Here is a 22977-nt window from a genome sequence, read left to right on the forward strand (position 1 = left end):
CTAAGGATAGAAGATGATTAAAGATGAACTCTATCAAGCCTATCTCCATGCAATCCTTAATGGTGACAGGGGAGCATGTCTCAACATTGTCACGAATCTTCTTGAAAACAAAATAAACATACGGGAGCTCTATACCCAACTCTTTCAGAAGAGCATGTACAGGATCGGCGAACTCTGGGAAATGAATAAAATAAGTGTCGCCAGGGAGCACCTGGCAACAGCAATAACCGAAAATATGCTCAGCCTCAGTTACCCGCACCTCGTATCCGGCAGTCAATCAGCCAAAAAGGTTGTTATATCCTGCACTGCAAACGAATACCACCAAATTGGCGGCAAGATGGTAGCGGATATATTGGAATTTCATGGCTGGGATGCACACTTTCTCGGTGCCAACACCCCGGTTGATGAGTTGCTGCAATGTATTGATGAGGTCAAACCTGATTTGATTGGTTTGTCTCTGGCCATCTACTTCAACCTACCGGCCCTGGAAACAACTCTTGACGCAGTGTGTTCTCATTATCCAAATAGCGATATCCTTGTCGGCGGCCATGCTTTTATATGTGGTGGAACAAGTGCGCTGAAAAAGTATTCAGGTACGCACTACCTAGAGTCACTTGCTCAGTTGGAAAAAAACATATAATTGTCTCTATGTCCCTTACCCAGCCACAATCGGAGATTGTGCTCAAATATTTTCAAGATGATGCGCCAATCCTTTATTTCTTGCTGAATGAAGGGGGGGTAGTACTATCGATCAATAAATATTGCAGGAAACTTCTGGGTGCGAACATTGTTGGTGACAACTTTGAGGAGTTACTTGTTGACTTCCAGCAATCATTCACGCTGGAAAAGTATATCCATAAAAGCGATACGCATCATCTTCTCCATCTCAACATACCGAATTCATTGCCGAGATCATATCTTTTCACCTTTCGCAGGGTAAACGATGCCATCCTGGTATTTGGGAAAAGCGACGCAGAAGAGCTAGAGCTCCTCCGTTCGGAATTACTCCGTGCTAATCAAGAATTGAACAATCTAACACGCTCGCTCCAGAAGAAAAACGCCCAGCTCGCTCATCTCAACAGCGTCAAAAATCAATTTTTAGGAATGGCAACCCACGACCTGCGTAAACCTATATCGGTGATCCTTACGTACACTGAGTTTTTGCTTGATGAAACCAGTGAGCAGCTTAACAGCGAACATACCGGTTTTCTCAACAAAATTGAAAATTCCGCCCTATTCATGAAACGACTGGTCAATGACTTCCTCGATGTCAGCGCCATTGAAGCTGGGCACTTTAATCTCAACATCACCCAGGTGAACCCTGCAGAGATATTGGAAAAGAGTCTTGTTTCGGCAAGGATTCCAGCGAGTAAAAAAAGGGTCGATCTGGACGTGAAGATCCAGACGGGACTTTCACAAATTCCAGTGGACGCAGATAAAATAGAACAGGTTATGAGTAACCTGATCGGCAATGCCATTGAACATGCACCGCTTGGCACAACTGTGTGTGTTGCCTTACAGGAAACGGAAAACAAAATTCTTTTTTCGGTGGAGGATAGAGGGGATGGCATGAGCCGGGAGGCAATAAAAAAGATCTTTAGTCCTTTCTCTAGAAGCAGTTCAACCAAGACGGGAAGCGAAAAAAGCACTGGTTTGGGACTAACAATATCTCGTAAAATAATCGACGCTCATCAAGGTAAAATTGTCGCTGAAAGTGAGGAAGGCAGAGGTACATGCTTTATCGTATATTTGAATAAAAAATAGACTTAGAATAATCTACAAGCGGTATCCGTTAAATTTCTAACACATACATGAATAGTGTTGTACGAATCGTTATTCGTTGATGTTACGAGTAGAAGTCGTTTTTTCAAACAAATCCTCTCCACCCTTTTCTCTCAAATGGTTTTGCTTATTTTCCCACTACATCAGCTGAGTATGGAGCTTGTAAGGGAAGTATTGCATGTCGCTTTATATGGTGTTTAAAGGACTACTATGCAGGGTACGAAAGATACCCCGCACAGAGCTTATTCAACCATTTTATTAGGTAAGAAGGAAACAATCTCAGGAAAGGCAGTGATCATGATCACCATCAAAATCATAATCAAAAAAAAGGGAAAAGTAGCCTTAAGAATATTGCCTACTTTTTCGTTGGAAATGCCTTCTATCACAAAGATACTGAATCCTACCGGCGGCGTTATTTGCGATAACTCCACCATAAAAACAAGAAAAATACCAAACCAAAGCGGATCAAAGCCGGCAGCAATAATAATTGGCAGGACAATGGGCAAGGTCATGACCACGATGGAAATGCCGTCAAGAATCATACCCAGAATGAGGTACATGATAGCCACGACAAAAATCAAAAGATATGGCGAAAGGCCAAGCCCTGATATATACAAACTCAGCGCCCTTGCAATCCCTACAAATCCCACCACCTGAGAAAGAAATGCCGCACCGACGATAATAAACGAGATCATCGAGGTTGTTTTCACTGCGGAAAGTACGGCTTGCCTAAAATTGGCTACAGTCAGATTTTTAAACCAAAGGGCAAGCCCAAAGGCACCGACAACACCTATTGCCGCAGCTTCCGTAGGGGTGGTTATCCCCATGTAGATTCCACCAAGAACAATAAAGATAAGCAGCAGGACTGGAAACAATTCCTGTGAGGATTTAATTTTATCTCGCAGCGTATATTTTTCCTGATCCTCCGGCATGACGCCTGGATTGATGATGGCCCGTATTGCAATATACAGTGCATATGCAGAAGCCAGCAACAAGCCGGGGACCACACCGGCAATAAACAGCTTACCAATGGAGGTGTCCGAAAGGATACCATAGATAATCATGATCAGGCTGGGCGGAATCAGAAATCCAAGCGTACCTGCACCAGCTAAAGAGCCGATGGCAATGCTCCTGTCATAGCCTCTTTTCGAGAGCTCATCCAAGGTTATCTTCCCTACCGTTGCAGTGGTGGCAGCGCTGGATCCTGAAACCGCAGCAAAAAGCGAGCAGGCGACAACATTAATATGAAGCAGCCTCCCCGGGATATTTGACAACCATGGTTGTAGGCCATTAAGCAGGCGAGTGGAAATCTGGGTCCGGTACAGGATTTCTCCCATCAGGATAAAAAGGGGCAAGGCTGTCAACGACCAGGAGTTGGTACTGTTCCAAATAGAATTTGCAAGTAGACCACCAATTTTGTCCCAAATAGAAATAGTCGGCGGCAGGTTGAGATCAAACAGAAGCATACCTGCCACACCTGAAGCCATCAGTGAAAATCCTATCCACAATCCGGACAGCAGCAGTAAAAACATGATTCCGAACAAGGCAAAGGTCAGGATTAACGGGTCGGAAATGATAACAGCCTCCTCAGGAAACCGCTTGCCAGTTGCAGGATGAAGAGCAACAGGCCCACAGGGATAACCAGCTGGGGAATAAAAATAGGTGTTTCGGAGATCGAATCAGCAGTCATACCCAAATCCCAGACATCATAGGTCATCAGCACCGAGTGATACAGGGCAAAGCAGGATAGGACAAGGGCAATCAGTAAAACCAGCAAATCTAAAATATGTTGCCCCTCTTGAGATAATCTGCTTCTGACAATACTGATTCGGATATGAGCGCCCTCTTTCATGGAAAAGGCGAGACCCGACATGACAACAGCCACAAAAAAATAAGCGCTGTACTCGTCGCTGATCAGGGTTGAAGCGTTAAACACGGTACGTGCTACGATTTCAACCACTATAAGGAGCACAATCAGGATCATAAACAGGCCGGAGACATACCCTCCGGCCCGTGAAATTGACTCAATGATAGCAATGAGCTTTTTCATTACTTTATGTATTTTCCAAGAACAGCGGCTTCAGCTTTTTTAGCCTTTTCCAGAAACTTTTGCTGGATCTGAGCAGCAGCAGCATCCAGTTCTGCGGTAAAGGCAGCATCTTCCATGGACACAGAAATACCCTTTTCTTTAATAGTTTGCAGAGCCTCTTCACTTCTTGCCTGGGAATTTTTCCACTGCGCGGTCTCCGTTTCCTCTGCGGCTTTCACCATTGCTTCCTGCTGCTCAGGAGTCAGTGCATTCCAGTAATCGAGATTAATGGTGACCATGTTCAATGGGTAGGCGTAATTAATGGGTTTAAAATTACTGAGAACTTCCCAGAACTTCCCGTTTTTGGCAGATTCAGAAGAAGTAAGTACGGAATCGATCATACCTGTGCGCAAAGAAGCATACACTTCCCCCCAAGGCATTGACAGCGGCATGCCGCCCATTGCTTTGAGAAATTCCGCCCCGTTTTTATCATAGGTGCGAGTCTTGATACCTTGTATGTCGGCGGCACTGTTGATAACCTTTTTGGTGACAAGTCCACTAGGTGGCCATGGTGCGGCATAGAGTAACTTCTGATTCCATTTGGTAGCAGCCTTTTCGTAGAGCGGCCTGATATCGTTATACAGGGCACGGGCATCATCGTAGGATCTAACAAGGCGCGGCAAAGAGCTTACGCCGAAGACGTGTGAGCTCCCTGCCACTACGCCCATGAGGATGTCTGACATCGGAACCTGTCCGTCTTTCACGACCTTAAGCAGTTCCGGTCCCTTAAAACCTAGGCTGCCGCCGGGATGAACGGTTATGAGCACGGAACCATTGGTATGGGTTTCCACTCGTTTGGCGAAATCCATAGCACCTTGGGTGTGGAAGCTTGTCGCGCCGTACACTGCATTAAGGTCGAGTTTTGTGGGGGCGGCCGAAACTGCACCGGCAGAAAAAAAGACAAGGGCTGTAACAGCTAACAACGTTTTCAATCTGTTCATGAAGTGCGTACTCCTGTGTTGAGGATTGACTGAATGTATATGAAGGTTAAGGATCAGTACGTGTGAACTCTACTTACGACCTGAAGTGTGGTTGTTCGCTTCCTTTTCCTGACTCGCTATATCTGGCGGAGGAAGTTCATAATCTTCTCGTTGAATATCTCACTTTTATAATACTGTTTGCCCAAGACGGCAAATGATTGCTCACCACTATATTCGTCTTGTAGTAAACTGAGCAATTCTTTGTTTTTCCGCTCAATATCGCGAGCTTCTTCAATGGAAACTTTCCGGAATCGGATAGTGTCCCCCGGCATTGCCTGTGCGATTTTAGCGATATCGTCTCGTATGACGGTTGCAATTTTTGCGTAACCGCCAACAGTTTGTTCAGAAAGCAGGATTATGGGATCACCTCCTTCTGGAATCTGCACTCCACCGGGAAGACTTGGTTCAGAAATAATACTTGCCGGCATTGTTTTTTTACGTTCTATCGTAGGTCCTTTCAGTCTGTACCCCATCCGATTAGCCTGTGGGGTAATGGTGAATTGTTGACTGAAAAAAAGCTCCAATCCCTGATCGAAATAATCATCTTGTGGACCTGGAATAGCACGGAGCTCCCAGTGAGAGCTGTACGTTGGTCTATAGGCCACAGGAATAACTCTATTTTCGAACGTATCTCTATCTATCTGCTGTTCGCAGGAAGCCAATGTATCGCCGGCCAAAAGAGGACGTCCTTCATGCCCGCCCAATCGGCCGTCTGTATAGCAGGAGCGACTCCCCATAATTACCGGTACATCTATTCCACCATTAATGCCTAGGTAGGCTCGACAACCAGCCTCAGCATGCCCAATCGTCACAACATCACCTTTGACAACTGGAAAAGATGACCAGTTTTTGACGATGGTAGCGTTGAGTGTGATGGGCATGGCTGCACCGGTGACAGCCAGTGTGCATGGAGCCAGTATTTCAAGAACCGGCCCGCTCATGGTCATTTCCAGCACAGCACAGTTTTCATGATTGCCTAACAATACATTTACTGTTTGCGCCGCAAACCTGTCCAACGCGCCGCTGGGGGGCACTCCGTAACGCTGGTATCCGAATCTACCGAGATCCTGGACAGTGGAGTATGCTCCAGGCCGGCTAATTTTAAACGCTGCAGGCATCAGGTCGTTTCAGTTTGTAATGCAAAAAAATCTTGCCGGGAAACAGGGATGAAGCGAAGTTGATCACCTGCTTTGACAAGAAAAGGGTTAGAGCGAAGCGGATCAAAAAGTTTATAAGGGCATCTCCCTATTAATTGCCATCCACCGGGACTGTCAATGGGATAAATACCGGTTTGATTGTTAGCGATGCCTACTGATCCTGCAGGAACAAGCGTTCTTGGCGTTGCAAGCCGTGGCGTATGCAGTTTTTCTGAAAGACCGCCAAGATAAGGAAAACCCGGCGTAAATCCGATCATGTAAACTGGATACACTGTTCCCGAATGTATGCTGATCACTTGATCGACGGACAATCCATTGTGGGTTGCCACGTACTCCAGATCTTCTCCAAATTCCCCGCCATAGCACACTGGAATTTCAACTATTTCAGCATTCAAGTCTGTAGCGCTTTCCACATCACCATACAGGATCACAAGCTTTTCCTGTAACTTGGGCATATCGACTACCAGTGGCTCATACACTAAAACCAAAGATCTGTACGAGGGTATTATTTCGACAATCCCCTCAGGTAAATCATCTTCAAGTAATCTGCAGAAGGCATGTATTTTTTGATTGGTTTCCAGATCAATCTCAGCACTGAATTCGATCAGTAACCCTCTTTCTCCCACATGCCGAAAAACAGGTTGAGAAAATATGGTATGTTGCTTTTCTTTATCCATTTTGCCAAGGATCAAGCGCTGGTTTCACATTTATACCTGCTTTTTCCAAAGTTTTCCGGATAGTTCTCACCAGGGTTCCCGCATGGATTGTATCTCCGTGCAAACACAGTGTTTCAATTTCGATTTCGATGATATTGCCCGCCGTATCGACAATCTTCCCTTCTTCTGCCATCATCAAAGCACGTTCTGCGATTTCGGAAGGATCGGTCTTGACAGAACCCTCCTGGCCACGGGGGGCAAGATTACCATCGGGGGTATATGCCCTATCCGGAAAAGCTTCGTATATAACACGGAGTCCGAACTCCTCCCCTACCTTTGCCATGATCTTTCCCTTTTCGCCGGCCAGGGCAATAAAGGCAATATCCGAACTGACGCTGACAATTCCTTCAGCAATCGATTTGGCGATGTCTTCGTTTTCAACGGCTTTGAGGTAGAGGCTGCCATGGGGTTTTACATGACTGACCCTGGTATTATGAACATTGCAGAAACCCTGAAGTGCGCCTACCTGATATATAATGTAATTGCGAATTTCCACAGGGGTGAGATTCATTGGCCTACGACCAAAACCCATGAGATCGGGATAGCCTGGATGCGCACCGGTATTGACGTTGTGTGCAATTGCCATACGAATGGTACGATCCATAACCATAGGATCACCAGCATGCCATCCACAGGCAATGTTTGCCGAAGTGATATGCGGCATGACCTCATCATCGGCTCCCATCTGGTAAGCACCGAAACTTTCTCCCATATCGCAATTGAGGTCAATCTGTTTCATAGTAGCGCTCTCCCTTTGCTAAGTGAGTGGTGTGTGTAGCCTGAGAATATGAGATATGGCAAAATTTGGTTAAAACCTGATATTAAACCAACTCATTGGAATGACCCAATAAAAAAAATTGCTTACAAGGATAATTGACTGTTTAGAGGCAATTTCAGGTGGCGAGGTGCCGGCCTGAACACGTCAGGTCGTCATTTATAGATAAAATAATACTAAATATATGCTCAAACGCAATCTAAATATATTTGATTTATATTCATAAGCATTATTTCACCCTATCTCTTTAAATTTACATGCATTGTGGTATGATACTCTTTACCTTAGAGTAACTAAAGAGGAAAAGGGGTGAAGAGGCAAGATGACCAAACGTAAGTTGTCAAAGGTAGAGATCGCGTACGACAAGATTTTTCAACAGATAATGACCACCGAGTTTCAGCCTGGACAGCAACTTGAAGAAAAGTACCTCATGGAAGCCCTTAGTATAGGGCGGACCCCCATTCGCGAGGCATTAATGCGTCTGGAGATAAACATGATGGTTGAGTCCAAATCAGGCAAGGGATTCACAGTCAGGCCGGTTACCCTCCAGTCCACCAGGGCGGTCTTTGAAACATTGGCAATTCTTGAAAAAGGAGTTGCAGACCTGGCAGCAACCAAGGAGATTGAAACTCAACTAGAGAAAATGGCGGTGGCCAACCAAAATTTAGAAAAAGCAGCCGAAGCATATGACACGTTGGCAATGGTCAAGGAAAACTATAGCTTTCACCTGGCCTACGCTGAGTGTTCCCACAATGAGTATCTGATCCATGGTATTACAGCAGTCCAGTGTGAAACCAGGCGGCTGGCCTATCTTTCCTTTGGTAATCGGATTAATGACCGGAAAAGTCTTAGCGAACATTACCGGACAGTGATTGACGAACACCAGCAAATTATTGATTTGCTCAAGACCCGCGACATCGAACGGCTTAAGCACATTATTGATCTCCATGCCGAGGCATTTAAAACCAGAATCGTGGGTTTTCTGGTCGGATAAAGGATGTAAGTCAAGGAAAGCAATGATACCCCTTTAATCTTTTTTGCATAGCCACCCCTTTCCTTTACCATCCGCGATAGAAAGCACAGCAGAAAAAGAAGGCTCTACCTGGTAGCCTATTTCCAGAAGTTGGGCAAAGATGCTCAACTCTATTAATGACGGTTACAAGGGCCCCGCAAATTCGTTTTTCGCTCAAGGCATTGGGAACGTTAACTTTTGTCTTATTCACACCTTACGCTAATGGTGATGCACATGTTTACATATCACGCAGATGTAGATTACATCAGCAGTGAACCCCAAGGTATTACCCTTGGTATGGATAGTTGTGTCGCTTCAGGGTATACAGGTCGCGACCAAGAGAGTGTACAAACGCATATTGATGAGTTAAAAATAATGGGCGCCCTCCCCCTATGCTACCCCAGCACTGTACTGGATCTGTCCTGTAAGATTGACAAATGCGGATAACGTGTTGTTTGTTGGTAATCAAACAAGCCCGGAAGTAGAATTTTTCTTGGCCAAAGATACAGAAGGTACCCTCTACATAAACGTTGCCGGTGATCATATCGATCGCGAATCGGAAGCCGTATCTGTCGGGAAGGCAAAACAGATATGCGACAAAGTACTAGGCGATATTTTTTGGAAAGTAGATGATGTTGCCGGACATTGGGATCAAATCGAGATCCACTCCCAAGTATTCCAAAATGGTGAGTGGATTGCCTATCAGGCAGGGCCCCTTGGCCAAATACTCCAATTCACCGAACTCCTCAAATTAATTGCAGATGACGGTCCAACAGGGAAACAGCCTTCATTGCTGAGCGGCACCATTCCCATCATTGGTGGCGAGACGATTTTCACCTCTGCCTGTAAAATTTCGATGCGAGATCCTGTGCTCAAACGGGAAATAGTCAAGAGCTACCAGATAACTTCGATACCGGACAGGAGTTAAACAGCTTATGCAGATTGCGATAATTCAACCAATCATTGTTAGTGGGAATAAAAAGGCTAACTACTTAAAGATGAGCCAACTGATCGAGCAGGCTGTTGGCCTTTTCCCTAAACCTGATGTTATAGTGTTGCCCGAACTCTGGTCCACTGGGTATGCGCTGCAAGAGCTTGATCATATTGCAAGCGACCAGGGATTAGAAGAGGCCACATTTCTAGGTGACCTCGCCCAAAAACATGGCGTCTGGTTTGCCGGTGGATCAGTAGCTGCCAAAACCTCCGAGGGCGTAACCAACCGTGCTCAAATCATTAATCGTCAAGGGCAGTTGGTGGCATTTTACGACAAAATCCACCTGGTCCCAATGCTCGACGAACACCTCTACTTAACTGCCGGTAATACGATTTGTGTGCACGACATTGAAGGAATTACCTTTGGTTTTTCCATCTGCTATGACATCCGTTTTTGCGAATTTATACGAAAATTAGCTCTTGAAGGTGCACAGGTTTTGGTTGTTGCTGCCCAATGGCCCTTGGTAAGGCTTAGTCACTGGCAGGCGTTGCTTAAAGCAAGAGCTATTGAAAACCAATGCTACCTGGTAGCTGCTAATAATACAGCTATGGGCAATGTACCTTTTGCCGGCCACTCCACTGCAGTAGGCCCTGACGGCAGCACACTTGTCCAATTCGAATTTGTTGAGGGGGTGCAGCAGGTTGTTATTGATGTGACCAAGGTCGAACAGATAAGAAATGCTGTACCTGTTTTTCAAGACAGACGACCGGATTTGTATTGAGCAAGGTATTTGTCCTAAATTTTCGCGGGAGCCATTTTGCCACTCATGTGCTGGATTTCAATTTTTATAACTTTTGTGGCCTTATCGAGTTTTTCGATATATTTTTTTCCTTCCTCCATAAAATTTGGCGAATACTTTTCCAGTAACCATTCAAGCGCATTATAACGCTCAGTTTCCTTCACCTCAGACGCGACCCCAGAAACTACGACACTTTCAAAATTAGTTGAAAATTCGGCAGGTAACACTTCCACGTCCCCTACAACACAGAAAGATACTTGAGGGTTCTTCTCAATGTTATCAAGCTTGTGTCCTACCAAGGCACAATGAAAGTAGATCGCATTCTCCTTAAAAACATAGTTCAGGGGCACGCCGTAGGGTTGCCCATCTTCTCCGACAGTTGACACAATGCCGTATTCTGCCTGGGTGAGTAAATCGGCAACACCAACAGAACTCATTTGTTTATCTTGCCTTCTCATATTTTTCATAAAAATCTATTCATCTCCCTTATCTTTGCAGAAAAAATAGCTTACACAGCATACGCTTTCAACATTTTGCAATACTGATGGCGTCGTAACTTTTATACTTAGCCATCCTTAGTGTGCGATGGACTTTTTACGAGTCCATCAATACTGTGCAATTCTCTTTTTCCGTTACACTATTGCGGCTCAACAATGCCGCTACATCGACCGTGATCATAAACAGACAAGGGATAAGTACCAGAACGATGGTTGTTGCAAAAACGATCCCGTATCCCAATGACAAGGCCATTGGGATCATGAACCGTGCCTGCCTTGAGGTCTCAAATATCATCGGTGCCAACCCCCCAAAGGTTGTCAACGTGGTTAACACAATGGGACGAAACCTTCGTATTCCAGCTGCATGAATAGCTTGGTACGGTTGTATTCCTTTTGCCATTTGTTTATTGGCAAAATCAATAAGCACCAGTGAATCGTTTACCAATACGCCAGACAGTGCCACCATGCCCATCATACTCATAACACTGAGATTATACCCCATCATCATATGTCCCAAGACAGCCCCTACAAGCCCAAAGGGTATCGCCATCATGACGACAAACGGCTGTATATAGCTTTTAAAGGGAATCGCCAATAAAAAATATATAAGAACCATTGCTCCGCAAAATCCAAACAGCAGACTTTGCATGCTCTCTGCTCGGTCTGCCTGCCTGCCTTCATATCCATACGAAAGACCAGGATATTTCCGTAAAAGTGCCGGCAGGATAGTTTTGTCAAGAGCGGCACTGATCGTATTGCTTTCCCCGATAGGATCGACATCGGCCCCGACAGTTACAGTACGACGTCCTTCCCGTCGACTGATACTGGTATACGCCCTGCCCCTTTCCATTTCAGCAACATAACTAAGTGGCACAAACTCACCATCCGGCGATTTGATCAACATCGACTCAATAGCATGTTCACTGAGTCGCTGGGATTCAGGCAATCGTACTCGAACAGACACCTCATTTCGCTCCCGTTGCTGTTTCAATGCAATAACACCCTGAAAACTGTTGCGTACCTGGCTTGCGATCGATTGGGCAGTCAAGCCGAGGCTTTCCCCTTCCGGCGTAATTTTGAAATCCAACTGTTCTTTACCCGGATTAAAACCATCATCAATATCCTTTACCTGGGGAAAGTCGGCAAGCTGTTGGGCAAGATCGCTGCCGGCCTTATCCAGTACACTTATATCACGATGGGAGAGTTCCACGGAAAGTGATTTCCCCCTGCCTGGCCCTCCTTTATCAAATTCAAATCGAAGAGACTGAAGGCCGATGATCGGCCCTGTCTCTTTGCGCCATATTTTTGTCATTTCCCGAGTTGACAAGGTGCGTAGTTCCTGATCTGCCAGGTAGGCGGTTATATTCACCTCATTGTTATCAATGTGGGTAAAAATATCGGTAACCAGGCTCCTGCCACCGTTGCGCTCAACAACGTTCTCCAACGATGCAACAAGTTTGTCGCGTACAGCGATTGCCTTGTTGTCCGGGCTACCGTAAGGCAAGGTCGCAGTAACAGTGGCATAGTCTGATTCAACCCTTGGCATGAGAATGATACCAACTCTCCCGCTAAAGACATACCCCAATACAATAAGTAAAATTGCTACCCCCGCGGCAACCGAAAGATATCTTCTGCGTAGGAAAAGATGAAGAGCAGGGCCGTATCCTTTGTCAATAAATTTCAGTAGCCCTGTACTGAATCTTTGCTGCCAGGCGTAGAGCGTTTTTGTGACAATATTGCCGCCCCCGGCTTTACTATGGCCAAGATGCGAGGGGAGGATAAAAATCGCCTCTACCCAGGAGACAATAAATACCGTTACAACAACTATAGGTATAACCTTCCAGATCTTTCCCATAACTCCGGGAACAAACAGCATCGGAAGAAAAGCTGCGATATTGGTAAGGATACTAAAAGTAATGGGTACGGCAACATCTTTTGCTCCCTGTATAGCCGCCTCCACAAACCCCATATTCTGCTGCCTGTATTCATAGATGTTTTCGCCGGCGATAATTGCATCATCAACCACGATTCCTAAAGCCACAATAAAGGCAAACATGGAGATCATATTGATCGATACATCAAACAGGGGAAGAAAAAGCATTCCACCGAGAAAAGAGACCGGGATGCCCATGGTCACCCAGAAGGCAAGCTTAAAGTCCAGGAAAAGACCGAGCAACACCAACACCAGCAATAAACCGATAAAAGCATTTTTCAGTAACAACTCAAGCCGTTGCTGGTACACTATTGACTGGTCTCTGTTTATTGTCCACTGAATACCAGGCGGGAGATCGGTCTCTATGTCGGCCATGGCTGTACGCACCGCCGCAGCGACTCCCATTGGGGTCTGGTCTCCAACTCTGTACACGTCGAGAGCAATAGTTGGGTTGCCGTTAAAAGTGACCACATGATCTGATTCTTCAAATCCTTCCTTGACCGTTGCAATATCTTCAAGATACAGCACGGTGCCGTTTGTACCTGTCACAATAGGAATCCGGCTGAATTCCATGGCCCAATCATGGCGGTCTTTTACCCTGAGCAGAATATCACCGCTGGTGGTTTCAATTTCTCCTCCAGGCAACTCGACAGAGGCTGTCTTGATGGTTGCAGCAACCGTTGCCAACGTTAAATTATGGGCGCGCAGTTGGTCTTGGCTGATTTCTACCTGAATTTCATAATCCCTTGCCCCAACAATACTTATCTGTGAAATTTGCTGCTGCAACAGGAGTCGATCGCGCACCTGTTCACCCAGTTCTCTTAATATTGCTTCCGAGACCTTTCCATGCAGGCTTAATTGCAACACTTCCCGCTTTCTGGAACTTAAGGACACAACAGGTTCTTCGGATTCATCGGGAAAAGTGGTGATACGATCTATTTCCTGTTTGATTTCCTGGAGCACCTTTTGCCGATCAGCACCATCAAGCAGCTCGGCGGTCACGGTACCAGAACCTTCAGATGCTTTGGCTGATATTTCTTTTACGCCCTCCACCGACTGGACCGCTTCCTCAACGACCAGCAAAATCCCCTGCTCCACTTCCTCCGGGCTTGCCCCTGAATAAGCAACGCTAATGGCTACATTATCCAATTCAAAATCAGGAAAGACCTCTTTTTTAATAGTAGAAGAGACAAGGAAACCACCAATAATAAGAAATATCATCAATAGGTTGGAAGTCACTCCATTGTTGACCATCCATGCAATTGGCCCTTGAGATGATGTGCTTTTTACTTTCATCATTTTTTCTCATTATCGTGTTGTACATATTGATTACCTGTCTCATTTTCACTTAACATCCCTGATGCAACAGGAGTGGAACGACGCAGAAGCATGCCAGGCACAGGTGTAGAAAGATTCGATACAATCAACTCTTCTTTTGCATCTATGCCTCCAGTAATCAAAACGCTTTCCTGATTTTTGAAGGCAATGGTCACTGCACGGACATCCAGGGTTCCATCATTTTTCAACACCCACAGTTCTTTCCCGTTATGGAGAAATTCTCTGGAAATTTCCAATGCATCTGCAACTGGAAGTCCTTCTATCTCCACCCGTACGAATGAATCAATAAGTACCTGGGGTTTATCACTATTGGCCTGCTCGATGGCCATGGGGTCATCAACGGCAATCAGTAATCTTGCCATGCGTCCTTCGCTCTCTAAGGCAGGCAAAAGCTGGATTACCTGACCTTGCCGAAAATTCCCTGCACCCCAGGCCGCTGGATTATAAATTTTTACTGCAGAGCCTTGTTGCCCAACTTTAGCGGGTACAGCTATCCATTGGAGTTGATTTTCCGGGACAGATACTTCTACCCAATAGCTGTCTGTACCGACAAGCGTGGCCAGCGAAGAAGATGAAGACACCCAGGTTCCGATATCCACCTCACGGCTTTGGATCATGCCATTAAAAGGTGCCATAATCTTCGTTCGTTCCAAGTCGAGCTGGGCTTGCTCATATTTCGCTTGGGCAACATCCAAATCATTTTTCAGATTATTCAACTGCGGCTGGCGAAGCATCAGGCTTTTTTCAAGCTCAGACACTTGTTCTCCCAGGAGATCTAGTTCTCTTTGAGCCACCAGTTGATTACCTTTTTCAAGTTCAATGTTGTTTTTGGCCTGCGCGACTTGACTTGCCTGCTGCCGCACGATCAGTTGATAGTCTTTAGGGTTGATTTGGAGCAGGGTATCTCCCTTGGTGAAATTACCACCTGGGACAAGCTGCCCACTTATTGCAGTCACCTCTCCGCTTATCTGCGGTTTGAGGTCAATGGTTTGAGCAGGCTTAACCACACCCATAGCATTAATGAGCGTTGGATATGTGCCAAACAGAGCCGGAATTGTGTCCACTAAAACGGTATGCCTGCTTTGCGGCATTGGTTTCGCCTGAGGGCCGGTTTCAAACAGATGCAATGTAATCAAGCCACCAGCTATAAGGACGGTCATCGGCAAGAAAACAGTCCACACAAAAAAAGCAAATTTGGACTGCTTAATGTGTGGTATTGTTGAACAGGAATCTAATCGTTTTTTTTCCACAGTACGAGATTGGTTGGTGTTCATAGTGCTCCTATGTAGCAGGGCTTATATAATTTGTTTTGTTTAGTTTATATACGGCGTAGATTACCGCTATAATCCCAACCACTTCCAAGGGAGCGGCATAGCTGGATTCGATTGACTAGAATATTGGCCTGGGCAGTGAGTTCGCTTTGCTGCAACGACTGTAGAGACGTTAAAGCTGAAAGTACCCGCTCGTAATTTTCAACGCCTTTCAGATACCGTTCCTTCACCTGATCCATACTTTGTGTTGCCAGATCAAGCTGCATCTTCAGGCTGTTAATATATTGAAGTTGTTGCTTTTCCTGGATCAGTGCATCTTCCACCTCACCTGCAGCAACAAGTATGGCTTGGGCATAATCATGGAGTTGTTCGGCTGCCACTGCTTTTGTCCTCTCCACTTCAGCCTTGCGCCGCCCTCCATCAATAATCGGTCCGACCAGGTTTGAGGCAAAGGATGCTATGTAGTCACTGAAAATATCACCGCCATAATTGCCTGATGTCTCCACCGAAATGGTAAACCGTAGCGCCGGAAACCTGTCTGCAATTGCAGCCGCCACCCTTTTGTCGGCTGCTTGTACTGCCAAAAATGCGCTGCGTATATCCGGACGCTGACGGATCAATTCTGCAGGTATTCCAGTCCGTGGCAGCTCAGGCAATAACGTAAGCGTTGAAGGTACTTGGTAAGATTTGGCCCCTGGTGCCAAACCAAGCAATATGGTTAACTGGTGTTCACTTTGTTTACGTTCAGCCTCTTTTTGTATTTTCTCGCCGTTTTTTGATTCTACTAGCTGGCGTTGTTGGAGAACATCCGCTATCGAGACCTGTCCGGTCTTGAACTGAGCAGAAACGATTTCCAGTCCCTTTCTGTTGGTTTCTATCTGTTTTTCCAATAAACGGATGGCGCAGGTCTGTTCAACCAGTTCGTACCACGTGGTGGCCACCTCTGCCGTTAACGTCATTGCTGCTGCATCCAAATCTGCTTCGGTTGCCTGCATATCCAGCATGGATGCATCCGTAGCTGAACCAATCCTCCCCCATAAGTCGAGTTCATACTGGGCTGAAAGACCGAGGGCGAGCGCATCGGTCTTAGTAGCGGTGCCATCACTTTCAGCCGCACTGTGCGATCCTTCTGCTTCCCCATCAAGTGTTGGAAACAGCTCCGCACTGGTTTTTCGATAAACAGCCTTTGCCTGCCGAAGCCGGTCCCAACTGCTCTTTAACGAAAAATTATTTCCCAGAGCCTGCTCAATTAAATCGTTCAGTGTAGGGTCATTGAATGATAGCCACCACGATGGTGCCTGCTCCACTGTACCTGACAGCGAAAATGAAGATGGCAGTTCAACCGGCACATTTAACGCTACCGGCTTGGTGCTACATGCCGTTATCAGCAATACCGTGAGCATGCCTGCTGCAAGATTGATTTTCATTGATCCAGTTGTATTCATATTTTTGATAGTCATTCAAATAGTGAGACTTTGTTTGGTAGATGATGCTGCAAAAATACTCTGACAATTGGTAAGAAATGAGGAAACAATGTGTAAATGGAATTTTTCTGTGCATATTTGCCATCATTTGCTTAAAAAAAGGAAAATCCTTAAATCAGTCCAGTTCACATCAGGGAGAATTATTCAAGTATGAAAATTACCATTCAATACAAGCTTTTTATGTCCATGCTTGCTGCGACAGTATTGGTAATCGGATACATGGGGGTGGTCACTCAGTGGAGTTTTGATAAAGGATTCCTTGAATATATCGACACCCAGGAACAGGTAGAGCTGGAGTTGGTTGCCACCGAGCTAGAGGCGTATTATGCAAAGCATCAAAGTTGGGAGAGCTTAAAACAAGACAAGTACGAACTTTTTAGCATTTTCGCTAAAACCCTCCCCGAGGGGAGAAAGAAACGATATCTGCAGAAAAAAATTCGTAACAAGGAATTACCAGCGTGGATGAACGATAAAGAACCGCCAAACGATAAAAAACACCCCACCCATCCGTTGGAACGTACAATAATCCTGGATGAATTCGGCCTTCTTTTTTTCGGTAGTCAACGTGGGGATGCTTTACCCAACCTGCGAATGCTTACTTTTGAAAAACAGGAAATCGGTGCTATCGGTCTTTACCCTCCTGAGTTTTTCCAGGACAGCCACCAGCTGCTTTTTGTTAAAAAACAAAAATTAATCATCGTGCTGGTAGCTCTGGCCGCCATCCTTATTTCCATTGGCTTATCTCTACCTCTGGCCTTTCAGCTGACCAAGCCTGTACGCCGGCTTTCAGCAGCAGCTAGACGGCTCATTGGCGGCGACTATTCCACCCGTGTGCAAGTTACCTCGAACGATGAACTCGGCGCGCTTTCACGAGATTTCAATACCCTTGCAGAGACGTTGGGCAAAACTGAAACCCAGCGAAAACAATGGATCAGTGATATTGCCCATGAGCTCCGGACCCCCTTGACAAGTCTCCAGGGCGAAATAGAGGCAGTACAGGATGGAATTCGTCAGCCTGACCAGCAGACATTTTCCAATCTGCACCAGGGCGTATCGAGACTAAACAGGCTTGTGGAAGATTTGTATGACTTGTCTCTTTCTGAATTAGGAGTACTCTCGTTTTACCAGGAACAGATTGACTTTCGCGCCTTACTTGCTGACGAGGTAACAGCCAGACAAAACGATGCTGAAAAAGCTAAACTCCGCCTCCTTCTTGACACGGAACAGAAACCGCTCATTATCTCCGGCGACAAGCAACGCCTGCAGCAGCTCTTCAATAATTTGCTGAGCAATAGTATTACGTATACAGAGCAGGGGGGAGCCATAGAAATTAGTTTGCATAGAGATAACTCGAATATGAAATTGGACATTATGGACACAGCACCAGGAGTTCCAGACGAAGCGTTACCGCAACTTTTCAACCGTCTATTTCGGGTTGAGCAAAGCCGTAACAGATCCCTTGGCGGTGCCGGACTTGGTCTTGCAATCTGTCAACAGATAGTGACTGCCCATAATGGAACAATCACTGCCACCCATTCTCCCACAGGAGGATTATGGGTGCAGGTTACTTTGCCCCTTTTGGGAGAATCATCATGAATAGGAAAATTTTAATAGTCGAAGATGAACCTTCAGTAGCTGAGCTGCTGTATGATTACCTGAAAGCATCACACTATTCTCCTCACGTTATTGACAATGGTATGGAGGTAAAGCCCTGGGTGCGACGGCATAATCCTGCACTTATTCTGCTGGATATAATGTTGCCTGAATTGGACGGGGTTGCTGTATGCAGAGAGTTACGCACTTTCTCCACAGTACCTATCATCATGACCACGGCCAGAGTCGACGAGGTGGACCGTCTGCTTGGCCTTGAGCTGGGGGCAGATGATTATATCTGCAAACCTTATAGTCCACGTGAGGTGGTTGCTCGGGTGAAAGCAGTGCTCAGGCGAACGGAAAATGGAGAGCAAGACAGGACAGCTAACCCGATCACCATTGACGAGGCCGGATACAGGGTGTTGCTGAAGGATAAAAACCTTAATCTGACGGCTGTCGAATTTCAATTGTTTGTCACTCTCTATGCACAGCCAGGAAGGATTTTCTCCAGGGATCAGCTGATTGATACCATCTATCCTGATCGTCGAATTGTAAATGACAGAACCATTGACAGCCATATCAAAAAACTTCGCATAAAAATCAGCAACATACAGCCAGGGTTCGAACTTATTCACTCAGTGTATGGGGTCGGGTACAAATATGAAGAGTCATGAATTGAAATAAAAAGAGAGGACAAACGTTAGTTTGAGAACAGGTTACCTGCAAGATACACTTCACGGTCCTACTAACGTGTTATATTGTTTAAAAAAAATGGCTAAATTAAAAATTATGTGCTGGCATTCTGTATTTAATATCATTATATCATTTAATGATATTTATGACTTTTTCGAATCTGCTCCATTTATACCCAGCCGCTCCTGGTAGTGGGAAGAAAAGCAAATTTGAACAGTTTCAGACAAACAATCGGCAACACGGACCTGCTCAACCGACCCGCGTATTGCAAAGTAAGAAATATTCTCCAAAATAAAAAAACAGGCGGCCAATGATCTAATTCTACAATTGGATTATGAAAAGAATGCCCATACCACATATACGATTGCAATCGACCGGATTTAGACAATACTGGACGATCAGTTTGTTTATGCACCTGCTTCTTTTTTTCATGCTACCTGTCTCCTCACCTGCTAAGGAAGTAATCAGTATAACGAATGGTAGCTGGCCACCCTATCTCTCTAACAAATTACCTCATTATGGATTTGCTTCTCATGTGGTTTCAGAAGCATTTGCATTGGTGGGAATTTCCGTGGAATATGGGTTTTTCCCCTGGAAAAGATCGTATGCTTATGCCAAAGCGGGAGAAGATGTTCATGGTAAAACGTGGAATGGTACAGTCATATGGGTGTATACAGAGGAGCGGGCCAAAGATTTTTTATATAGTGACCCTGTTATCATAGACACCGAAATTTTATTTCATTTAAAAAGCAAACCGCTTGACTGGAAGGTTGTTGAGGACTTACAGGGCAAAACCATCGGTGGGACACTGCATACAGCATACCCCCTTTTTGAAGAAGCCGAAAAACGTGGCATTTTAAAAATTTCGCGGGGTGGAAATTACAACATCCTGTTTAAAAAATTATATTGGCGGGATGTAGACGCTGTGCCTCAAGTGAAACATGTAGGGCGCTACTTTTTGAACACTACTTTAACCGAAAAAGAGCGCAATCAGATTGCCTACTCGCCAACTGTTGTTCAAGAACGAAAATATCATCTACTCTTATCCAAACAAATCCCAGAAAACATACGATTGTTAAAACTATTTAATGAAGGACTGCAAAAACTTCGTACTCATGGACGATATGATGCCCTTCACAAGGAGCTCGAACAGGGAAAATATGACATGCAGTTATCTGAATAGGATCTAAAAATATACAGGATAACGTCCTATCAACACTGCAAATGAGTACAAGAGCGACAACAAAGCTTACCCAAAAAAAAACAGGAAAGAAAATGAACAACATTCACGAAAAAGATTGGGCAGACGATAGCTGGTGCGGACATACCGGCATGGATAATTTTTCTGATTACTGTGTTGTCGAAAAAAAAGAAAACAACGTGGCAATAGATAAGCCTGACGGCGCTACAGAGGAGAAGAGCAGTAGCGAAAAAGAATAAACATTTTGTGAAAAGCTTTCTCTTTGGGTGAAATTTGCTTTTATCATATGCGGCGTTGTCGCAGGAGCAGAAAATACAAAAGATTGAATGGTTGAGAGCTGGGCCTCGTCTCGAATCGCGCCAAGCGGCAAAGAAGAATTATAACGTTTTTCATGGGCCATCGCGTCAATCTTTTTTGCTAAGATTGTACAAAAGGAAAAAAGGGCTGTTGGCCAACATGACCAACAGCCCTATCTACGATATACGTGGTGAAGGTTTATTTGGAGTATGAGGAGTTATCACTCATACCCTTCCGTGTATCCATGTTGAGTCGACCTTCTGCAGCTGCCTTCTTATTCCATTCTTGCAGCAGTGAGGCTTTGAAAGCCAACTTTTCGTCCACAAGCTTTTGTAAGGGCACACCAGCTATTTCTTGGGCCTTTTCTTTGGTTGAAAAATCGGGCGCGACGTAATCAAATACATCATGCTTGGCCAATACCATGGTCAGTTTTAATCTTGCCTGTTGGGCCTTCTCATTTGCGACACTCAGCAGTCTCAAGGTTTCTTCCGGTGCATGGTAAAAAGAACCGTGACTTGCAATCGAATAATCCCACAGCCATTGTCCGGATCGGATAAGTTCGAGGCTTTCAGTCATCTCCTCTTCAGTGGCCCCTGATTCCCACGCCTTGCCTGCTTCAAGGTGTGCTTTTCCAAGGTTATCCATGGCAATGTCCATAAGCTGATCTTTTCTATCAAGCTTTCGTTTTACCAGCGATTTAAATTCCTCTTCCGATTCTTTATGACAGTTAAGGCATGTGTTTGCGATGTTATCCAGAGGATTGCCGATATGATGATCGGAGTATTTCACTGAACCTTCCTGCTTGTATGGCATATGGCAATCAGCACATGCAACGTCTCGTCGGGCATGTATGCCGGTTTTATATAACTCATAACCAGGATGCTGTGCCTTCAACATTGGAGCTTTGCTAATTTTATGCGTCCAGTCTGAAAATCCATAATTGTTGTAGTAGATCTCCATTGACTCGCCACTTAAACCTTCTGCCCAGGGAAGGGTGACAACTTTAGCAACTTGTTCCTTGCCGTCTTTGTCAGTATATTCTGTCGTTTTAAAATAATATTCGACATGGCACTGAGCACATACCAGCGAACGCATATCCTGGTGGGTGATATCTGCAAGATTGGTTCCACTGGCTTCTAACGCGCGTTTAAGGTATGGACGCGAAATTGCCAGATTTGCAGTTTGGCTGTCATGACAATCGGCACAACCAATAGGATTAACGATCTGGTCACCAAGCCGAGCCCATTTTCCAGTAAAAAATTCATTTTCCCCTTCTTCTTCCATAACTCGGGGAACATCAGGTGATTTACATGTCCAACAGGCTGTGGGCATCGGTCCTGTAGCAGGTCCAACCGGAGCCCCTGTGCGCAGTGTATTAATATTACTTTGCAGCGCATAAAAATGTCCCCTGGGAGCATTGTAATCTTTTGCAAATCCATAGCCAGCCCACAGCACAGCCAGCTGGGGTTTTTTGGCCAGCATATCATCAATTTTATCGTTTTTTCGGGTCTGTTTCCAGGAGTCATACTGTCGTGGAAAATATTTAGCCCAAACCTCGTTTTTACTCTCGATGCCTTCCGCCTTCACAACAGGACTGGTAGTGAGTTCTTTTCTTTCGGCTTGCTTGCCGTTTATAGAGTTTGCCATAAACCCCATGGCAATTATTGCTGTAACAGATCCGCCTAATAGTAGTTTAAACTTGTTCACCATCTCCTCCACGAATTAAAGTTCTCGAACCCCAAGATTGTTGGGAGTTGTTGATAAGCTTCTTACCTTGCCATGGGGTACCTCTCGATGGCACTCCCAGCATTTTCTCACCGTTCCGGTAGTACCATTAAAATCATGAAATCGATCGCTGTTGGAAACAATCGTTTCTGCAAGTTTTGCATGGCAGGACAAACAATTCGCCTGAACGCGATTTGCACCATCTTCACTTATCTGAATATTGTTTTGATAGGTGTTGAGGGTAAAGGCAACAGAGTGATTCCAGCCGTCCCTGGCCTTAGCCATATACTTACCGACAAACGAATGAGTAGGAAGATGGCATTCGACACAGCTGGCAACTCTGCGATGAGAATTGTGCTGCCATGTGGCGTACTGGGTATTCATCACGTGACAGTTGATACAGGCAAGGGGGTCTTTCGACAGGTAAGAGAGGGCTTTGGATGCGTGTACCATATATCCCAGCATTACAACAGCTATGATAAAGGTAACGACTGAACTGAATGCAAGTAATCTACCTGTTTTCATATATGAGATCCCAATGAGTTCAGTGATTTAACCAATCACAAAAAGAAAGAAAAACACGATATATGAACCTCCTCACGTTTCAGGTTCTTGCACCATGATATCACCTCCTTAAAGTGTTGATTGATAATTGCATTCATCGCAAATCGTAACTACGTACAGGTATTAGGTATAATAAA

General features: G+C 45.2%; 22 protein-coding genes. 10 read left to right on the top strand and 12 right to left on the bottom strand.

Annotated features, from left to right (window positions below):
• Positions 1–13 precede the first annotated feature (13 nt).
• Positions 14–640, top strand: coding sequence for a cobalamin B12-binding domain-containing protein (locus ACHZCY_RS03565; RefSeq protein WP_319547865.1), 627 nt, complete (start codon positions 14–16; stop codon positions 638–640).
• 38 nt (positions 641–678) lie between these two features.
• On the top strand, positions 679–1764 hold the full coding sequence (locus tag ACHZCY_RS03570) for a sensor histidine kinase (protein ID WP_319547866.1): 1086 nt from the start codon (positions 679–681) through the stop codon (positions 1762–1764).
• A 260-nt stretch (positions 1765–2024) separates the two neighbouring features.
• Here the strand turns inward: ACHZCY_RS03570 and ACHZCY_RS03575 are convergent, their stop codons facing one another.
• From ACHZCY_RS03575 to ACHZCY_RS03600, 6 genes are all read right to left on the bottom strand, one after another.
• Positions 2025–3359: a TRAP transporter large permease gene (locus ACHZCY_RS03575; protein WP_205221966.1), complete on the bottom strand. Its 1335-nt coding sequence runs from the start codon at positions 3357–3359 to the stop codon at positions 2025–2027.
• A complete protein-coding gene (locus ACHZCY_RS03580; RefSeq protein ID WP_319547867.1) occupies positions 3341–3832 on the bottom strand; it encodes a TRAP transporter small permease subunit in 492 nt (163 codons plus the stop codon). Before ACHZCY_RS03580 ends, ACHZCY_RS03575 begins: the two co-directional genes overlap by 19 nt.
• Positions 3832–4812 carry a TRAP transporter substrate-binding protein gene (locus ACHZCY_RS03585; protein ID WP_319547868.1) on the bottom strand — a complete coding sequence of 327 codons (981 nt, stop codon included), beginning with the start codon at positions 4810–4812 and terminating at the stop codon, positions 3832–3834. Before ACHZCY_RS03585 ends, ACHZCY_RS03580 begins: the two co-directional genes overlap by 1 nt.
• A 116-nt stretch (positions 4813–4928) precedes the next feature.
• Positions 4929–5969, bottom strand: coding sequence for a 5-oxoprolinase subunit C family protein (locus ACHZCY_RS03590; protein ID WP_319547869.1), 1041 nt, complete (start codon positions 5967–5969; stop codon positions 4929–4931).
• Positions 5969–6685, bottom strand: coding sequence for a 5-oxoprolinase subunit PxpB (gene pxpB / locus ACHZCY_RS03595; protein ID WP_319547870.1), 717 nt, complete (start codon positions 6683–6685; stop codon positions 5969–5971). The genes ACHZCY_RS03590 and pxpB overlap by 1 nt, the downstream gene beginning before the upstream one ends.
• Positions 6678–7463 carry a LamB/YcsF family protein gene (locus ACHZCY_RS03600; RefSeq protein WP_319547871.1) on the bottom strand — a complete coding sequence of 262 codons (786 nt, stop codon included), beginning with the start codon at positions 7461–7463 and terminating at the stop codon, positions 6678–6680. Before ACHZCY_RS03600 ends, pxpB begins: the two co-directional genes overlap by 8 nt.
• 358 nt (positions 7464–7821) lie before the next feature.
• Between ACHZCY_RS03600 and ACHZCY_RS03605 the strand changes: the two genes are divergently transcribed.
• The 4 genes from ACHZCY_RS03605 to ACHZCY_RS03620 all read left to right on the top strand — a co-directional run bounded on the left by ACHZCY_RS03605 (position 7822) and on the right by ACHZCY_RS03620 (position 10226).
• Positions 7822–8493, top strand: a complete 672-nt coding sequence (locus ACHZCY_RS03605) for a GntR family transcriptional regulator (protein ID WP_205221936.1) — start codon at positions 7822–7824, stop codon at positions 8491–8493.
• Between the two features lie 252 nt (positions 8494–8745).
• Entirely contained in the window at positions 8746–8958 is a 213-nt protein-coding gene (locus tag ACHZCY_RS03610; RefSeq protein ID WP_319547872.1) for a hypothetical protein, read from the top strand.
• The gene (locus ACHZCY_RS03615) at positions 8942–9439 is read left to right on the top strand and encodes a DUF2848 family protein (RefSeq protein WP_319547873.1); all 498 of its coding nucleotides are present in this window, start codon (positions 8942–8944) and stop codon (positions 9437–9439) included. Before ACHZCY_RS03610 ends, ACHZCY_RS03615 begins: the two co-directional genes overlap by 17 nt.
• A gap of 7 nt (positions 9440–9446) precedes the next feature.
• Complete coding sequence (locus ACHZCY_RS03620) at positions 9447–10226, top strand: carbon-nitrogen family hydrolase (RefSeq protein ID WP_319547874.1); 780 nt, start codon at positions 9447–9449, stop codon at positions 10224–10226.
• A 14-nt stretch (positions 10227–10240) separates the two neighbouring features.
• Here ACHZCY_RS03620 and ACHZCY_RS03625 read toward each other — a convergent pair whose 3' ends face one another.
• From ACHZCY_RS03625 to ACHZCY_RS03640, 4 genes are all read right to left on the bottom strand, one after another.
• Positions 10241–10711, bottom strand: a complete 471-nt coding sequence (locus ACHZCY_RS03625; RefSeq protein ID WP_319547875.1) for a pyridoxamine 5'-phosphate oxidase family protein — start codon at positions 10709–10711, stop codon at positions 10241–10243.
• Positions 10712–10838: 127 nt separating this feature from the next.
• Positions 10839–13973 carry an efflux RND transporter permease subunit gene (locus ACHZCY_RS03630; RefSeq protein ID WP_319547876.1) on the bottom strand — a complete coding sequence of 1045 codons (3135 nt, stop codon included), beginning with the start codon at positions 13971–13973 and terminating at the stop codon, positions 10839–10841.
• The gene (locus tag ACHZCY_RS03635; protein ID WP_319547877.1) at positions 13970–15286 is read right to left on the bottom strand and encodes an efflux RND transporter periplasmic adaptor subunit; all 1317 of its coding nucleotides are present in this window, start codon (positions 15284–15286) and stop codon (positions 13970–13972) included. The genes ACHZCY_RS03630 and ACHZCY_RS03635 overlap by 4 nt, the downstream gene beginning before the upstream one ends.
• Positions 15287–15330: 44 nt before the next feature.
• Positions 15331–16710 (bottom strand): TolC family protein, encoded by a 1380-nt coding sequence (locus tag ACHZCY_RS03640; RefSeq protein ID WP_319547878.1) that lies wholly within the window; start codon positions 16708–16710, stop codon positions 15331–15333.
• A 207-nt stretch (positions 16711–16917) separates the two neighbouring features.
• On the opposite strand from ACHZCY_RS03640, the gene ACHZCY_RS03645 reads away from it, so the two are divergent.
• The 4 genes from ACHZCY_RS03645 (at position 16918) to ACHZCY_RS03660 (ending at position 20493) form a co-directional block, all read left to right on the top strand.
• Entirely contained in the window at positions 16918–18363 is a 1446-nt protein-coding gene (locus tag ACHZCY_RS03645) for an ATP-binding protein (protein ID WP_319547879.1), read from the top strand.
• Positions 18360–19034 (top strand): response regulator, encoded by a 675-nt coding sequence (locus tag ACHZCY_RS03650; RefSeq protein WP_205221949.1) that lies wholly within the window; start codon positions 18360–18362, stop codon positions 19032–19034. The genes ACHZCY_RS03645 and ACHZCY_RS03650 overlap by 4 nt, the downstream gene beginning before the upstream one ends.
• A 362-nt stretch (positions 19035–19396) precedes the next feature.
• Positions 19397–20236 (top strand): substrate-binding periplasmic protein, encoded by an 840-nt coding sequence (locus ACHZCY_RS03655; RefSeq protein ID WP_319547880.1) that lies wholly within the window; start codon positions 19397–19399, stop codon positions 20234–20236.
• Positions 20237–20328: 92 nt separating this feature from the next.
• Entirely contained in the window at positions 20329–20493 is a 165-nt protein-coding gene (locus ACHZCY_RS03660) for a hypothetical protein (RefSeq protein WP_319547881.1), read from the top strand.
• 256 nt (positions 20494–20749) lie between these two features.
• Here the strand turns inward: ACHZCY_RS03660 and nrfA are convergent, their stop codons facing one another.
• Together nrfA and nrfH are read right to left on the bottom strand one after the other, a co-directional pair.
• Positions 20750–22261 (bottom strand): ammonia-forming cytochrome c nitrite reductase, encoded by a 1512-nt coding sequence (nrfA, locus tag ACHZCY_RS03665; RefSeq protein ID WP_319547882.1) that lies wholly within the window; start codon positions 22259–22261, stop codon positions 20750–20752.
• 12 nt (positions 22262–22273) lie between these two features.
• Positions 22274–22801, bottom strand: coding sequence for a cytochrome c nitrite reductase small subunit (nrfH, locus tag ACHZCY_RS03670; protein WP_205221953.1), 528 nt, complete (start codon positions 22799–22801; stop codon positions 22274–22276).
• Positions 22802–22977: the final 176 nt, after the last annotated feature.

The sequence above is a fragment of the Desulfogranum marinum genome, assembly GCF_963675105.2.
GTDB classification, from domain to species: domain Bacteria; phylum Desulfobacterota; class Desulfobulbia; order Desulfobulbales; family Desulfobulbaceae; genus Desulfogranum; species Desulfogranum marinum.